Source organism: Marinobacter sp. (assembly GCF_048269445.1).
Taxonomy (GTDB): domain Bacteria; phylum Pseudomonadota; class Gammaproteobacteria; order Pseudomonadales; family Oleiphilaceae; genus Marinobacter.
In genome coordinates, this window is sequence record NZ_JBLXIQ010000007.1 from 47,419 (window position 1) to 61,691 (window position 14,273).

Annotated in this window: 11 protein-coding genes; 7 read left to right on the plus strand and 4 right to left on the minus strand. The window is 57.2% G+C overall.

All coding sequences use genetic code 11. The features are described 5' to 3' along the window. Positions 1–100 precede the first annotated feature (100 nt). Positions 101–1,789, plus strand: a complete 1,689-nt coding sequence (locus tag ACN0XM_RS15115) for an ABC transporter permease (RefSeq protein WP_417567774.1) — start codon at positions 101–103, stop codon at positions 1,787–1,789. A 25-nt stretch (positions 1,790–1,814) separates the two neighbouring features. On the opposite strand, the gene ACN0XM_RS15120 is transcribed toward ACN0XM_RS15115, so the two are convergent. Both ACN0XM_RS15120 and ACN0XM_RS15125 read right to left on the minus strand, forming a co-directional pair. Continuing rightward, positions 1,815–2,300, minus strand: a complete 486-nt coding sequence (locus tag ACN0XM_RS15120) for a thioesterase domain-containing protein (RefSeq protein WP_417567775.1) — start codon at positions 2,298–2,300, stop codon at positions 1,815–1,817. Positions 2,301–2,434: 134 nt separating this feature from the next. Then, positions 2,435–4,102: an AMP-binding protein gene (locus ACN0XM_RS15125; RefSeq protein ID WP_417567776.1), complete on the minus strand. Its 1,668-nt coding sequence runs from the start codon at positions 4,100–4,102 to the stop codon at positions 2,435–2,437. Positions 4,103–4,397: 295 nt separating this feature from the next. On the opposite strand from ACN0XM_RS15125, the gene ACN0XM_RS15130 reads away from it, so the two are divergent. The 3 genes from ACN0XM_RS15130 (at position 4,398) to ACN0XM_RS15140 (ending at position 7,144) form a co-directional block, all read left to right on the plus strand. Continuing rightward, a complete protein-coding gene (locus tag ACN0XM_RS15130; protein ID WP_417567777.1) occupies positions 4,398–5,372 on the plus strand; it encodes an ABC transporter substrate-binding protein in 975 nt (324 codons plus the stop codon). Positions 5,373–5,437: 65 nt separating this feature from the next. Beyond that, positions 5,438–6,340, plus strand: a complete 903-nt coding sequence (locus tag ACN0XM_RS15135) for an ABC transporter permease (protein ID WP_417567778.1) — start codon at positions 5,438–5,440, stop codon at positions 6,338–6,340. 9 nt (positions 6,341–6,349) lie between these two features. Continuing rightward, positions 6,350–7,144: an ABC transporter ATP-binding protein gene (locus tag ACN0XM_RS15140; protein ID WP_417567779.1), complete on the plus strand. Its 795-nt coding sequence runs from the start codon at positions 6,350–6,352 to the stop codon at positions 7,142–7,144. A gap of 76 nt (positions 7,145–7,220) precedes the next feature. On the opposite strand, the gene ACN0XM_RS15145 is transcribed toward ACN0XM_RS15140, so the two are convergent. Then, positions 7,221–8,030, minus strand: a complete 810-nt coding sequence (locus ACN0XM_RS15145) for a DUF6160 family protein (protein ID WP_417567780.1) — start codon at positions 8,028–8,030, stop codon at positions 7,221–7,223. A 451-nt stretch (positions 8,031–8,481) separates the two neighbouring features. Here ACN0XM_RS15145 and ACN0XM_RS15150 point away from each other — a divergent pair, with 451 nt between their 5' ends. The 3 genes from ACN0XM_RS15150 (at position 8,482) to ACN0XM_RS15160 (ending at position 12,146) form a co-directional block, all read left to right on the plus strand. After that, a complete protein-coding gene (locus tag ACN0XM_RS15150; protein ID WP_417567781.1) occupies positions 8,482–10,620 on the plus strand; it encodes an adenosylcobalamin-dependent ribonucleoside-diphosphate reductase in 2,139 nt (712 codons plus the stop codon). Between the two features lie 27 nt (positions 10,621–10,647). Then, a complete protein-coding gene (locus ACN0XM_RS15155; protein ID WP_417567782.1) occupies positions 10,648–11,346 on the plus strand; it encodes an NrdJb in 699 nt (232 codons plus the stop codon). 248 nt (positions 11,347–11,594) lie between these two features. After that, entirely contained in the window at positions 11,595–12,146 is a 552-nt protein-coding gene (locus ACN0XM_RS15160) for a hypothetical protein (RefSeq protein ID WP_417567783.1), read from the plus strand. Between the two features lie 153 nt (positions 12,147–12,299). Here ACN0XM_RS15160 and ACN0XM_RS15165 read toward each other — a convergent pair whose 3' ends face one another. Continuing rightward, a complete protein-coding gene (locus ACN0XM_RS15165) occupies positions 12,300–14,111 on the minus strand; it encodes a multicopper oxidase family protein (RefSeq protein WP_417567784.1) in 1,812 nt (603 codons plus the stop codon). Positions 14,112–14,273 lie beyond the last annotated feature (162 nt).

Below are 14,273 nucleotides of genomic sequence, written 5' to 3' on the forward strand. Positions count from 1 at the left end.
CGGGGCTGACCACGACGCCAGTTATTGCAGGTACCAGGCCAGGTGTCTACAATCTGCAACCCTCAAACGGACAGCACACCCATTCACACACAGGACAACTATGAGCGAGGCCGCATCCAGCGTTAACCCCGGGCTATCCCAGCCCTTGCTGGCAAAGCGCACCTCTCCCAGATGGATGATCAGCGCCCTGCTGACCACTGCTGTTGTTGCCCTGCCGGTTCTGTCGGTGATTTTGCTCGCATTTTTTCCCGACGAGAATATCTGGCCACACCTTATTGAAACCACACTGCCCCGCTATCTGATCACCACCATCCAACTGATGGCAGGCGTGGGCGCAATCACTCTGGCCATTGGCCTGGCGTCCGCCTGGGCCGTGACCATGTGCGAGTTTCCTGGCCGCAAGTTCTTCGAGTGGGCCATGCTTCTGCCCTTCGCGGTACCGGCCTATGTTATCGCCTATGTTTACACCAGCCTGCTGGATTATGCCGGGCCCATACAAGGTGCCCTGAGGGACTGGTTTGGCTGGGAAAGCGCCGCCGATTACTGGTTCCCGGAAATCCGCAGCCTGGAAGGTGCCACACTCATGCTTGGCTTGGTGCTCTATCCCTATGTGTACCTGCTGGCTCGGGCGGCATTTCTGGAGCAGTCGCCATCCCTGTTCTCTGTCAGCCGGAGCCTTGGCCACTCAGCCCTGAGCACCTTCTTCAAGGTCGTTCTGCCCATAGCACGCCCGGCAGTTGCGGTAGGCCTCTCCCTGGTACTGATGGAAACCCTGAACGATTTCGGCACCGTCGATTTCTTCGCGGTACAAACCCTCACTGCAGGCCTGTTTGATACCTGGATGAACCTCGGCAACCTCGGCGGCGCCGCACAGATTGCCACCACCATGCTCATCTTCGTAGTGATTCTGGTAACTCTTGAACGCTATTCCCGCAGGCGCCAACAGCAATATGCCGCCCGGGACAACCGCGAGCCGATCCGCCGTTTCAACATGTCATTCCCGCGCCAGATGATCTGCATGGCCGTGTGCGCGCTGCCTGTGCTGTTCGGCTTTGTGATCCCCGGTGCCACCCTCGGCCTCTACGCTTGGGAATACTTTGGGGAAAGCTGGAACCCGGATTTTGTCCGTAACACCTTTAACAGCCTGTTCCTCTCGGGTACAGCCGCCCTGACCACGCTCCTGATCGGCATTACCCTCGCCTACAGCCGCCGCCTGCACAATACCCGGGGCATGCAGGTTCTGATGCGCCTCTCCAGCCTGGGCTATGCGATGCCCGGTGCGGTACTGGCGGTGGGTGTGATTGTGCCCCTGGCCGGGTTCGATAACTGGCTGGACAGCCTGATGCGGGAATTCTTCGGCATCAGTACGGGGCTGTTGCTGAGCGGATCGGCCTTTGCCCTGGTCTTTGCCTATACTGTGCGGTTCCTGGCGGTTTCCGCAGGCAGCGTGGAAAGCGCCTTGCAGAAGATCACACCCAGCATGGACATGGCGTCCCGCTCACTGGGCCACAGCCCCGGTAAAACCCTGGTGAAAGTTCACCTACCCATGCTGAGGGGTACATTACTGACGGCAGCTCTGGTGGTTTTCGTGGATTGCATGAAAGAGTTACCGGCCACCCTGATTCTCAGGCCGTTCAATTTTGAGACCCTGGCCACCTACGTCTACCAGTTTGCTTCTGACGAACGCCTGTACCACAGCGCCCTGCCTGCACTGATCATTGTTCTGGCAGGCATCATCCCGATAATTTTAATGAGCCGGTCAATCTCCAACACCCGCTCGATTGCCTGAAAAAAAGGCCTGAAGGTTCCGGGTATCAGGGATTTATCCTGGACTCCACATCCTTCACCACAAATCGGCCCTGAAAAACGGCTACCGGTTCAACCTCCGGCATGGTTCTGGGTTGGCCACAAAAGACCTCGGCCGTGAGATCCAGCCGACCCTTGCCGTGCCGCGCCAGACTTTTCCGGAAGCGCTCGGGCACCTCATCACCAGGCAGACGGCAGATCACATAAAAATCCATGCTCACCGGTTCCAGGTAATCAATGTTGCCGCTCTGGACAACCACGCTGCCACGAAGCCCCATATCCCAGAGCGCAAGCTCTGTCAGGCCCCAGGCAGCGGTTACCGCGGCGCAATAGATACTGCCACCGAACCCGGTGCCCTGATGGTTGCGGTTGGGTTCCAGTGGCGCACTGAGAAGCAGAGAATGGCCGTCCCACGAATGCAGTTGAATCCCCAGCGCCCGTGAAAGGGGGATCTCATCATGGATACGTTTCTGAAAGAGAGACAACTGGCTCATAACACCCTCCTGATATCCCTTCAGTTTATGCCGGCTTATTCCGTTTCCCTATGCGACTAACGTCGGTTTTTTCCACTACGAAAAAGGCCCGGCGTTGCCGGGCCTGATCGCACCATTTCAATCACCGGTAGACTTCATTGCCAGATCACGGGCCGACGCTGGGCATACCAACTATCCACTTTCTCCTGGTAGGCATCTTCAACCACATTACGTTTGAGCTTCATGGTCGGTGTCAGAAAGCTGTTCTCAATCGACCACTCATCACTTACCACGGTAATGAAAGCCAGCTGTTCGTGGGGATCCACCGTCTTGTTCACATCGGCGATCAGCTGCTTGAAGCTTTCCTCGATTTCCTTTCTGAAGGCTTCGTCCGCCATCTTCGGCCGAACTGCCTCACCCAGCATCACCAGCGCATGGGGCTGGGTCTGGTTGGCTCCGGATACGCACACCATCTCGATTGCATCGTGCGACATCAGACGATTCTCAATAGGCGCCGGAGCAATGTACTTACCCTTGCTGGTCTTAAATATTTCCTTGATGCGACCGGTGATCTTCAGGCGGCCCATTTCATCAATCTCACCCTTGTCACCGGTTTTCAGGAAACCGTCTTCAGTGAACGCTTCGCGGGTTTTCTCCTCATCCTTGTAGTAGCCCATCATCGTAGCCGGGCTCTTGATCTGAATCTCACCTTCCGGGCTGATCCTCGTCTCTACACCAGGCAGGGATTCACCAACGTAACCGATCCGGGACCGGCCAGGTTTGCTCATGTGGGAGTAGGCAAAGTTCTCAGACATGCCATAGCCTTCCAGCAGCTCCAGGCCAAGATTGCGATACCACTCCAGCACATCGCTGGCGAGCGGCGCGGATCCGCTTCCGGCCAACTTGACCTTATCGAGGCCAAGGCCCTTCAGGATCTTCTTCTTGATCAGCTTGTTCACTACCGGAATCTTGAGCAACCGGTCCAGCTTCTTCTTCGGCAACTTCTGGAGTACACCATGCTGGAATTTTACCCACAGCCGCGGCACAGACAGGAAGAGCGTGGGCTGGGCACGCCGCAAATCCTCGACGAAAGTCTCCAGCGACTCGGCAAAAAAGAGGTGGAAACCGGCATACAGAGAAGCCAGTTCCACAAAGGTGCGCTCAAATACGTGAGCAAGCGGCAGGTAAGACAGCATGCGCTCCTCGGAGCCCACACCCAGCACTTCCATACCACCTTCCGCAGCAAAGGCCATGTTGCCGAAACTGAGCATCACGCCCTTGGGCTTGCCGGTACTGCCGGAGGTATAAACGATGGTGGCCAGCTCGTCCGCATCGCGATGAACGTTCTCTTCCAGCGGCGGATACTTGGCAACGATGTCGTCCCAGGTTTCGAAATCGTTGGGCGGGCTCAGCGGGTAAGAAATGCAGCGCACAGTCCCCGGCACACCCGGCTTCATCATGTCCCAGTCGTCCAACTTGCCGACAAAGAGAACGTCACACTCTGCGTGGTTCAGGATGTAGTTAACGGTTTCAGAGTTCAGGGTGGGATATAGCGGTACGGAAATATGGCCAGCCATCCAGATGGCCCAGTCGGTCATAATCCATTGGGCGCAGTTCTTGGAGATCAGCCCGATGCGGCTTTTCTCGGGCAAGTTCAGGGATTTCAGATACGACGCCATGCGCCGTGCCTCGTCCACTGCCCGGCCCCAGGTATACTCTTCGACCTTGCCATCGCCAATGGGTTGGGTCATGTAAAGGGAGTTTGCCTTGGCTTTCTCCCAGTGGTAGACCATATCCAGGGGGAGTTTGTTGGTTGTGTCCATGGACCTTCCTTGTTTTTCGTTTTCGTTTTTCGAGTTATAGATGACTTATTATTAGACTTTCGTAGGGTATTTCAACACAAGCTGCGCCGTCAAAACGTGATACAACCAAAATTATTGCTGATTGCATCTAATTTGACGGCCGCGGAAGCCAGCCGGCTGGCTTTTCAGTAGCCCTCAAACCATGCGCCTGTGGTAAACTTTCGCTCCTTTCGCAAAACAGTTAAGTGACAAAAAAACAGTTACGTGAAGAACAGTTAAGCACAACTTACCAGTAAACCTACCCGGAGATGGGCATATGGCCAAGAGAACCTTGCGCACACTGATTGGTGCCACCCTGCTGGCAACGGCAAGCCTCGTTCAGGCACAGGAACCGCGCGTTGTCGCCATCACACAGATTGTGGAGCATCCGGCACTGGACGCCGTCTACCAGGGCGTGAAAGATGAGCTCGCCGAGCGCGGCTATAAGGAAGGCGAAAATCTCACCATCATGCACGAGAGCGCCCAGGGCAATGCCGCCATCGCCTCCCAGATTGCCCGCAAGTTCATCGGTGAGCAGCCGGATGTGATTGTTGCCATTGCAACGCCTTCCGCCCAGACCGTTGCTGCAGCAGCCCGTAACATCCCCGTGGTGTTCTCGGCGGTTACCGACCCGGTCGGCGCCAAGCTGGTTCAGAGCCTGGACGCCCCTGGCGCGAACATCAGTGGCGTGAGCGACATGCTGCCCATCGACAAACACCTCGACATGCTGCTGCGCGTAATGCCAGATGCCAAGCGCATCGGCACCGTCTATAACCCGGGCGAAGCCAACGCTGTGTCTCTGGTTAACCTTCTGGAAGAGCGCCTGCAGGCCCGGGGCCTGACTCTGGAAAAAGCCGCAGCCACCAAAACCTCCGAAGTACTGGGCGCCGCCCGCTCCCTGGTGGGCAAGGCCGACGCCATTTACCTGACCACCGACAACACCGTGATTAGCGCTGCAGAAGCCGTGATAGCCGTCGGTGAGCGTGCGGACATCCCGGTTTTTGCCGCTGACACTGCCACCGTTGAGCGCGGCGCTGTCGCCGCCCTGGGTTTTGACTACTACGATCACGGTCGCCAGACCGGCGTGATGGTGGTGAAGGTGCTGGAAGGTAAAAATCCAGGCGACATGCCGGTGGAAACCATGGAAAAACTGGACCTGTTCGTGAACCCGGCTGCGGCCGAGCGCATGGGCATTACCCTGTCTGACGAGCTGGTTGCAGAAGCCGAGCAAGTCATCGACAGTGCCAAGTAACCTCTGAACCGAACGGGCGGCCCTCACAAGGGGCCGCCCGTTTTCATTAATGGTGATACCCGACCATGTTGAGTGACATTGCCTTTTACGGCGCCGTTGAAACCGGCCTGATCTATGGCCTTGTGGCCTTTGGCATCTACATTTCTTTCCGCGTTCTGGATTTTCCCGACCTCACCGTGGACGGCAGCTTCCCGCTGGGAGCCGCTGTGGCTGCGATTCTGATTATCGACGGAGTGAACCCCTGGCTGGCTACAGGAGCCGCGATACTGGCAGGTATGGCCGCAGGGGCGGTTACTGCCATCCTGAACGTGAAACTGAAGATCCTGAATCTTCTGGCCTCCATCCTGACCATGATCGCGCTCTACTCCATCAACCTGCGTATCATGGGCCGCCCGAATGTGGCGCTGCTCACGGAGCAAACCGTGCTCACACCCTGGTATGAACTGGGCCTGGCCTATCACCAGGTCCCCGTGGTGCTGTTTGTCATCGTGATAGCCATTTCCCTGCTGCTGCTGTGGCGGTTCATGAAATCGGAAACCGGTCTGGCCATGCGCGCCACCGGTGCCAACGCTCGCATGGCCCGGGCCCAGGGCATTGCCACTGGCGCTATGATCATCCTCGGCGTGGCCCTCTCCAACGGCCTGGTAGGCCTGGCCGGCGCCCTATTCGCCCAGAGCCAGGGCGCCGCCGATGTCACCATGGGTGTGGGCGTGATCGTGATCGGCCTCGCCTCCCTGATTGGTGGCGAGGCGGTTATTACCCCCTCCTCCGTGCTCCGGGCGCTGATTGCGTGCGTGGTGGGTGCCATCATCTACCGCCTGGCCATTGCCTTTGCCCTGAACGCCGACATGCTGGGGTTGCAGGCCCAGGATCTGAACCTGATTACCGCCGTGCTAGTAACCCTGGCCATCGTATTGCCAGGCGTGCGCAACACCGTAGTCAGCAAATTCACCCGCAGCAAGGTGTAAGGACGCAATATGATCACTGCAACCGATCTCCGGCTGACCTTCGGCAAAGGCACTCCACTGGAAAACCCGGCACTCCGGGGTATGAGTCTAACGGTTAACCAGGGCGAATTTGTTACCGTGATTGGCAGCAACGGCGCGGGCAAATCCACCTTCCTGAATGCCCTGGCCGGCGAAGTACTGGTCGACAGCGGCCAGATCATCGTGGACAACCTGGATGTTACCAAACTGTCGACCCACAAGCGGGCGGGCCGGGTTGCCCGGGTCTTTCAGGACCCGCTGGCCGGCACCTGTGAAGGCCTCACCATCGAGGAAAATCTGTCCCTCGCCATCAAGCGTGGCCAACGCCGGGGCCTGAGTACTGCCGTGAAGAAACAATACATGGAGCGGTTCCGGGGCAGCCTCTCGTCGCTTAATCTGGGCCTGGAACATCGCCTGGGAGACAAAATGGGCCTGCTCTCCGGCGGCCAGCGCCAGGCCGTAAGCCTGCTGATGGCCAGCCTTACACCTTCGGCCATCCTGCTGCTGGACGAACACACCGCCGCCCTCGACCCGAAAACCGCCGCCTTTGTGCTGGAGCTCACCACTAAGATCATCAAGGAACAGAAGCTTACTGCCCTTATGGTGACCCACAGCATGAAGCAGGCACTGGAAGTCGGTGACCGAACGGTGATGCTGCACCAGGGTCAGGTGGTGTTTGATATAGCGGGCAAGGACCGCGAAGGCCTGGAGGTGAAAGACCTGCTCGGCCTGTTTGAGAAACAGCGCGGGCTGGAAGTGGACGACGACAGCTTGTTGCTGGGCTGACCGACAATCCACAGGGAACCAGCAAAAATAAAAGCGGGGCCAGGCCCCGCTTTTTTACTGCTTTACTGAACGCGCGTCAGTGACCGTAGATCAGCATCGACGTATTGGTGATCGCCAGATTATCCATGGCCACCGAACCAATCGAAGTTCCACCTACGAGAACACCACCGATACGGATATCGGCGTTGAAGCTCTGGAGGTCCACCGCAAGACTGTCTACACCGGCATTGTTCGGCGCCTTGTAGATGTCCATTTCGACACGGGCAAACAGATCCAGCGGCTGCGGAGCCGAAAGGTCATAGTCTGCACCGGTCAGCTGGAAGTCCTGAATCCCGAGGGCCAGGAACGGCACATCAAAATCCATGTCGTCGATGGCAATATCGGTCTTGAAATTCAGCTTGTCGGTTGCGGTATCAATCCGGATGGTGCCGGAGCCGATCAGCATGTCCATATTGAAGTTATCAATAATGGTTGTGCTGCCTCCTGTGCCGATCAGGTTCCAGGCGCCCGTACTCATACGAAAATCCACGGCGTTGAACGTGATCGGCAGGAGGTTGATGATGGCATCACCATCCTGGGCAATATCAATGTTGATCCGGATGTTATCCAGCCGGTCATTGGCTTGCCCATTAAGGTTCAGATTCATCTCGGAGAACATGTCGGTACGGTTAGCACCTCCCACGAAAATATCGTTGACCTCCAGAGAACCTTCATCGGTATAGATGAAGCGATCGATGTTCAGCTTGGTTTCCAGCTCAATGGTCACACCGGCCTGGCCGGTGATCATACCCATCGCCGAATCATCCAGGCTTTGGATCTCGGCCATGGCTGCAGGTGGAACACCTGCAACGCATAGCGCTAGCAAGGTAGGTTTCAGGCCTTTCATTATTATTTCCTTGTTTTTGGTCTTAGTCACATCCTGTGGGCCACTGCAGTTTTCGACACCACATCAGTACTTTAGCGACACGTTCAGGCCGGGTACGTGCAGGGATCACAATTTATATGACTTTATTTAATCTCCTGGGGCCCGATCAGTCTTTGAGCCACAACATGTAGTGGTTTTGAACCTTTTCACCCAAATCTCTGTTTTAGAAAAAATTTCCCCTTTTCAAGCCGGTTTTGATTGATTTTCTTTGCCCGGAAGCGCCCATCAATAGTCGCGTTCTTATTCACAGAACACTATATCCTGTTATAATGATCACCTACTCAACCCATATATAGTGGTTAAAAAGAAAACAGGGCCTAGGCCCGAAGGCACGATTTTCAAGGGGTATGGCGCCGCTGACACAAGGTATGGCGCCATTAAAAGAAGACATACCGGAAGACAGAGGGCGGCAATGAACGCTAAGGCACAGGCAGTGGTTACAACAATTCCGATGCAGGAAGCCTCGATCGACATCTGGCACAGCAAATATCAGCTGAAGACCAAGACCGGCGAGCCCGTAGACAAGGACATCGACGCGACCTACGAACGTGTTGCCAAAGCCCTTGCCGAAGTGGAAAACAAATCCGTACGCACCCAACAGATGAAGAACTTCATCTGGGCATTGAAGCACGGAGCCATTCCCGCCGGACGGATTACTTCCAATGCCGGTGCCGAAGCGCACAAGCCGGCCACCTCCACGATTAACTGTACCGTTTCCGGCACCGTTCAGGACTCCATGAACGACATCCTGGAAAAGAACCACGAAGCCGGCCTTACCCTCAAGGCAGGTTGTGGCATCGGTTATGAATTCTCCACCCTGCGTCCGAAAGGCGCCTACGTGGCTGGCGCTGGCGCCACCACCTCCGGCCCGCTGTCGTTCATGGATATTTTCGACCGCATGTGCTTCACCGTGTCTTCCGCCGGTGGCCGCCGCGGTGCCCAGATGGCCACCTTCGACGTGCACCACCCGGACGTGATCGATTTCATTCAGGCCAAGCGTGAAGACGGCCGCCTGCGCCAGTTCAACCTGTCCCTGCTGATCACCGAGGACTTCATTGAAGCCGTGCGAAACGACAGCGACTGGCACCTCTCTTTCCCGGTCACCGAAAAGGAAGTGGCAGACGAAGAGCTGGATCTAAGCGATGAAAGCCAGTTCGTCTACCGTGATTTCCCGGTTCAGAAAGGCTATGTGACCAACGAGGAAGGCAAGGTTGCGTGCCGCATCTACCGCACCCTGAAAGCCCAGTTCATCTGGGACACCATCATGACCAGCACCTACGACTACGCCGAGCCGGGTTTCATCCTGATCGACAAGGTCAACCAGATGAACAACAACTGGTTCTGCGAAGACATCCGCGCCACCAATCCTTGTGGCGAGCAGCCCCTGCCCCCTTATGGGAGCTGCCTGCTGGGCTCCGTGAACCTGACCAAGTTCGTGGACTACCCGTTCACTGACAAGGCCAGCTTCAACTACGAGAAATACCGCAAGGTGGTAGCCATCTTCACCCGGATGCTGGACAACGTGGTTGAGATCAACGGCCTGCCGCTGGCCGAGCAGCGCCACGAAATCACCTACAAGCGCCGCCACGGCATGGGCATCCTGGGCCTGGGCTCCACCCTAGCCATGCTCCGTATGCCCTACGGTTCTGACGAGTCCGTAGAGTTCACCGAAGAGGTGGTGCGTGAAATGGCCGTGGAAGGCTGGCGCCAGTCCCTCGTTCTGGCTGAAGAAAAAGGCGTGGCGCCGATCATGGATGACGAGTTTGAAGTCACGCCGAAAATGCTGGGTAAATGCCCGCAGCTCACTGAAGATGGCTACAAGCTGGGCGACAAGATCAAAGGCCGCATTCTGCACGCCAAATACAGCCGCTATATGCAGCTGATCGCCAACGTAGAGCCGAAGCTGGTGGAAGAACTGGCCGAGAAAGGTGGCCGGTTTACGCATCACACCTCCATTGCGCCGACCGGCACCATCAGCCTGTCACTGGCCAACAACGCCAGTAACGGCATCGAGCCGAGCTTCTCGCACCACTACGCGCGCAACATCATCCGCGAAGGCCGTAAGACCAAGGAAAAAGTCGACGTTTTCTCCTTCGAGTTGTTGGCTTACCGCCACTTGGTAAACCCGGGCGCCATGCCGTTCTCCGAAGAGGAAGACAAGAAGCTGCCGGCCTACTTCACCACCTCCGATGATGTATCGCCGGCGCAGCACGTAGACATCCAGGCCGCTGCCCAGAAATGGGTAGATTCCTCGATTTCCAAAACCGCGAACGTGCCGACGGACTTCGACTATCAGGCCTTCAAGGGCATCTACCTGTACGCCTACGATAAGGGCCTGAAGGGCTGCACCACCTTCCGCTTTAATCCGGAAGCCTTCCAGGGCGTACTGGTAAAAGAGAAGGATCTGGAAAACACGCTGTACGAGTTCACTCTGGACGACGGCAGCAAGGTCACCCTCAAGGGCAACGAGCAGGTAGAGTACGATGGCGAAATCCACAACGCCGCTAACCTCTTTGACGCGCTTAAAGAAGGCACCTACGGAAAATATTGATCCGGGAACCGACACAGGACAACGAAGATGACAGTTAAAATCAGCAACAAAATCGTCGGCTACCGAGTCAAGAAAGCCGAGCCCGAAGTGACCACTGAACACCAGCCACCGGTGAAGGCGGAAACCAAGCCCGTTCAGATGAACGAATACATCGAACGGCCAGACTTCCTGCTGGGTACGACCTACAAGATCAAACCGCCGATCGCCGAGCATGCGATGTACATCACCATCAATGACATCCTGCTCAACGAAGGCACCGACCACGAAAGCCGGCAGCCGTACGAAGTGTTCATCAACTCCAAGTCGATGGAACACTTCCAGTGGGTTATCGCCCTCACCCGTGTTATCTCTGCGGTATTCCGCAAGGGTGGCGACGTCACCTTTCTGGTGGAAGAGCTTCGCAGCGTGTACGACCCCAACGGCGGCTACTTCAAGAAAGGCGGCGTATTCATGCCTTCCCTGGTGGCTGAAATCGGTGCGGTGATCGAGAAGCACCTGAAGGCCATCGGTCTGCTGGAGAGCGAGGAAATGAGCGAAACCACCAAGCGCATCCTCGCCGAAAAGCGCGCCGAGTTCGAAGCCAGCCACAGCACAGCCACGAACGATGAGAAAGCCAGTGACTTCCCACCCAACGCCACCATGTGCGGCAAGTGCAGCACCAAGGCGGTGATCGTAATGGACGGGTGTGCGACTTGCCTGTCCTGTGGCGACAGCAAGTGCGGTTAAGGTGATTGACCGGTGAGTAACGAGAAGGCCTGGAGTGAAAACTTCGGGCCTTTTTGTTTGGGGATAGGAATAACACGGCCAGAAGTTGTCTTCGTTTGACCGCTTCATGTTTCGATTAGCGGTCGCAGCTTGCCACTTGCGCTCGTGGATATCTCAACGGATGAAACTGGCCGAAACAGCTTGACACGGACATAGCACGGTAGCAGATTGATTTGATGGGTTAGTGATTGGCAAAAGGAGATTGACCAATGAATAAGATAAGGCGTTTAGGTATCGGTTTTTCATGCGTGGTATCCCTTGTCACAGTCGCGGTTGGAACAGCCTATGGCGCGGATACCAAAGAAGAAAAAATAGAGTTGGCGATGTCGGCGGGTCCGGCACAGGTCAGCGAAAATGCAACGATCATGGACATGGACGGTACGATCCTTCGAGAGGGTTCAAATGGATGGACATGCATGCCCTCCATTTCACCGGAACTCGATGTGCCCATGTGTAGTGACGCCACCTGGATGGCGGTTTTGGACGCGGTCGGCAACAAAGCCCCGTTCGAGACGACCAAAGTCGGGATCTCCTATATGCTGGCCGGAGATGCTCCCACGAATAATGAGGACCCCTTTGATACCACCCAGGACCCGGGCGAGCCGTGGGTGACAGAAGGGCCGCACCTGATGATTATCGCGCCAAATCCCGAGGAGGCGCTGGAGGGAATATCCAACGATCCGAACGTGGGTGGCCCCTACGTCATGTGGAAGAATACCCCATACGCCCATATTATGGTTCCGCTTGGACCGCGCGAATAACCGTGGCTACGACGGATGAGCTTTCTGCGATGCTGTCGTGATGACCGAAGTGCTCGCAACCCCTCGCGCTGTTTCCTCATTGCGAGAGGGGTTACGAGCATCTCCGACCAAATCAGAGACCCCACTGGCGGGGAATCCGCTGCTACACCTACACTATGAAACTACGAACGGCCGCATCATCTCGTGATCCTCGTGCGAGAGGATATGGCAGTGCCAGGCATAGCGCCCCGGCCGGTTAAAGCTGGCCACAATCCGTACCACTTCTCCCGGCGGCACTTGCACCGTGTCCTTCCAGCCAGCCTCGGTAGCGGCGGGCGGCTTCGGCTGGCCCCGTAACCTTACCGTGGCCACCCCGCCGGGACCTGGCGCAAACCGGCGCACATCAAAGCTCTGGCGATTCACAACCAGGAATCGCACCAGGTGCAGGTGAATGGGATGCGTGTCGGGCGTGGTGTTGTAAATCTCCCAGATCTCGGTGCTGCCAAGCGCCGGGGTTTCGGTCACCGGGGCGGAAAAGTCCAGCGGACCTTCCGCGGTGCCCAGCAGCGGCTTGAGTCGGCCCAACGCGTCAAGGCCCTCGTAGAGGAATACCTGGCGGGTGTTGGAAACCCGGGTCAGTTCGCTGGCGAGCGAAATCGGCGCCGGCTGGCCTGGACCGCCGCGCAATGTCGGCGGCAGGGCCAGGTCGGGCAGGTTCGCGTCAAGCGGGACAGAGACCTCGAAGGCCATGATCCTGCCGGTCGTTTTCGGATCGATAACCATCGGGCGGCGGAAGGTCCCCGGCGCATTGTTGCGCATAATGATGGTTTGGCCGGCGAGTCCGGAGAAGTCCACGACGACGTCGACCCGCTCTCCCGGTGCGACCGGGAGCTGGGATGTTGCCACCGGCGCATTCAAGAGCGCCTGATCGGTCCCAATCTGGAGGAACGGGACGCTGAAGTCCAGGAAGAGATTGTAGAAGCGGGTGTCCGAGCCGTTGAGGATACGGAAGCGGTACTTGCGCGGCTCGACCTGGAGTTTCGGCCAGGCTTTGCCGTTGACGATGATCACATCACCAAAGACCTCGGCGAAGACCGTAGGGTCCGGGTAGGGTCCAGGCACTGCGGGGCCGAACAACTGTGCGGCCAGAGCCGGACTCGAGGGATAGAAAAGCTGGTTATTGAGATCGAAAATCCGGTCCTGGATCACCAGCGGAATGTCGTAGGGAGAGGGCGGGAGATTCAGCGGATTGCCCGGCGCTCCCGTGTCATAGTCGTCACGGATGATATAAAAGCCCGCGAGACCGGCGTAGACGTTGAGCCGGGTTATGCCCAGCGCATGGTCGTGATACCAGATCGTCCCCGCTTCCTGGGAGTTGGCGTAGTTGTACAGACTCTTGACGAAGCTCGGCCCCAAGTTGTTCTCATTGGGCGCCCACCAGCATTCGGGCAGGCCATCGCTATCGGATTCGGTGTCACCACCGTGCAGGTGTGGCACGACCGGTGGGCCCGCAGTGATGTCGACCCCGTGCAAGGTGGTATCGACAGGTAACAAATGATGGGCCCCCTGCGTTGGATTCACCGGCAGGTTGTTTTCCCACTGCACCTGCAGCGGCTGGCCGGCCTGGACCTCAAAGGTGCGACCGGGAAAGGTGGTTGCAGGGAAACCGGCGGCCTGGGCCGCGCCCGAGTAGCCCCAAACGGTGGTCACCGCGCCGCTAGGGAGGATCTGCGCGGTCGTCTGCGCCATGCCGATGGTAGGCGTTCCCGAGAGATCGAACTTGAACGCGGTCGCCAGCGGGTTCGGGAGTAGATTGAGAAACTGCGGAATGGTTGAGGGGTCGAGGGTGATTCCGGGGAGGTAGGCGGCGGCACTTGCGGTGCGGCTGGTCCAGACCCAGGGGCCAAAAGCGGCTGCCGCGCTGGCGGCCACCCCTGCTTTCAGAATCCTACGACGCGATGAATTGACAAGCTCTTTATCTGACATGGTCAAACCCTCCTGGTTAGTCACCTGTCGTCAGTTTTCGCTTAATCATCAACTGCAAAGACCATGAGCCGAACATCTCGGAACGAACGGAGGCTGAAAACGCGAGTCCTTCTGCTTCAGGCCCAGTCGGTAGGAGTAATATCGGAACGGCAATTAAAGTTT

Coding starts and splice junctions, on each gene's coding strand:
- ACN0XM_RS15115 (WP_417567774.1), top strand. CDS start 101: ATGAGCGAGGCCGCATCCAGCGTTAACCCCGGGCTATCCCAGCCCTTG.
- ACN0XM_RS15120 (WP_417567775.1), bottom strand. CDS start 2,300: ATGAGCCAGTTGTCTCTCTTTCAGAAACGTATCCATGATGAGATCCCC.
- ACN0XM_RS15125 (WP_417567776.1), bottom strand. CDS start 4,102: ATGGACACAACCAACAAACTCCCCCTGGATATGGTCTACCACTGGGAG.
- ACN0XM_RS15130 (WP_417567777.1), top strand. CDS start 4,398: ATGGCCAAGAGAACCTTGCGCACACTGATTGGTGCCACCCTGCTGGCA.
- ACN0XM_RS15135 (WP_417567778.1), top strand. CDS start 5,438: ATGTTGAGTGACATTGCCTTTTACGGCGCCGTTGAAACCGGCCTGATC.
- ACN0XM_RS15140 (WP_417567779.1), top strand. CDS start 6,350: ATGATCACTGCAACCGATCTCCGGCTGACCTTCGGCAAAGGCACTCCA.
- ACN0XM_RS15145 (WP_417567780.1), bottom strand. CDS start 8,030: ATGAAAGGCCTGAAACCTACCTTGCTAGCGCTATGCGTTGCAGGTGTT.
- ACN0XM_RS15150 (WP_417567781.1), top strand. CDS start 8,482: ATGAACGCTAAGGCACAGGCAGTGGTTACAACAATTCCGATGCAGGAA.
- ACN0XM_RS15155 (WP_417567782.1), top strand. CDS start 10,648: ATGACAGTTAAAATCAGCAACAAAATCGTCGGCTACCGAGTCAAGAAA.
- ACN0XM_RS15160 (WP_417567783.1), top strand. CDS start 11,595: ATGAATAAGATAAGGCGTTTAGGTATCGGTTTTTCATGCGTGGTATCC.
- ACN0XM_RS15165 (WP_417567784.1), bottom strand. CDS start 14,111: ATGTCAGATAAAGAGCTTGTCAATTCATCGCGTCGTAGGATTCTGAAA.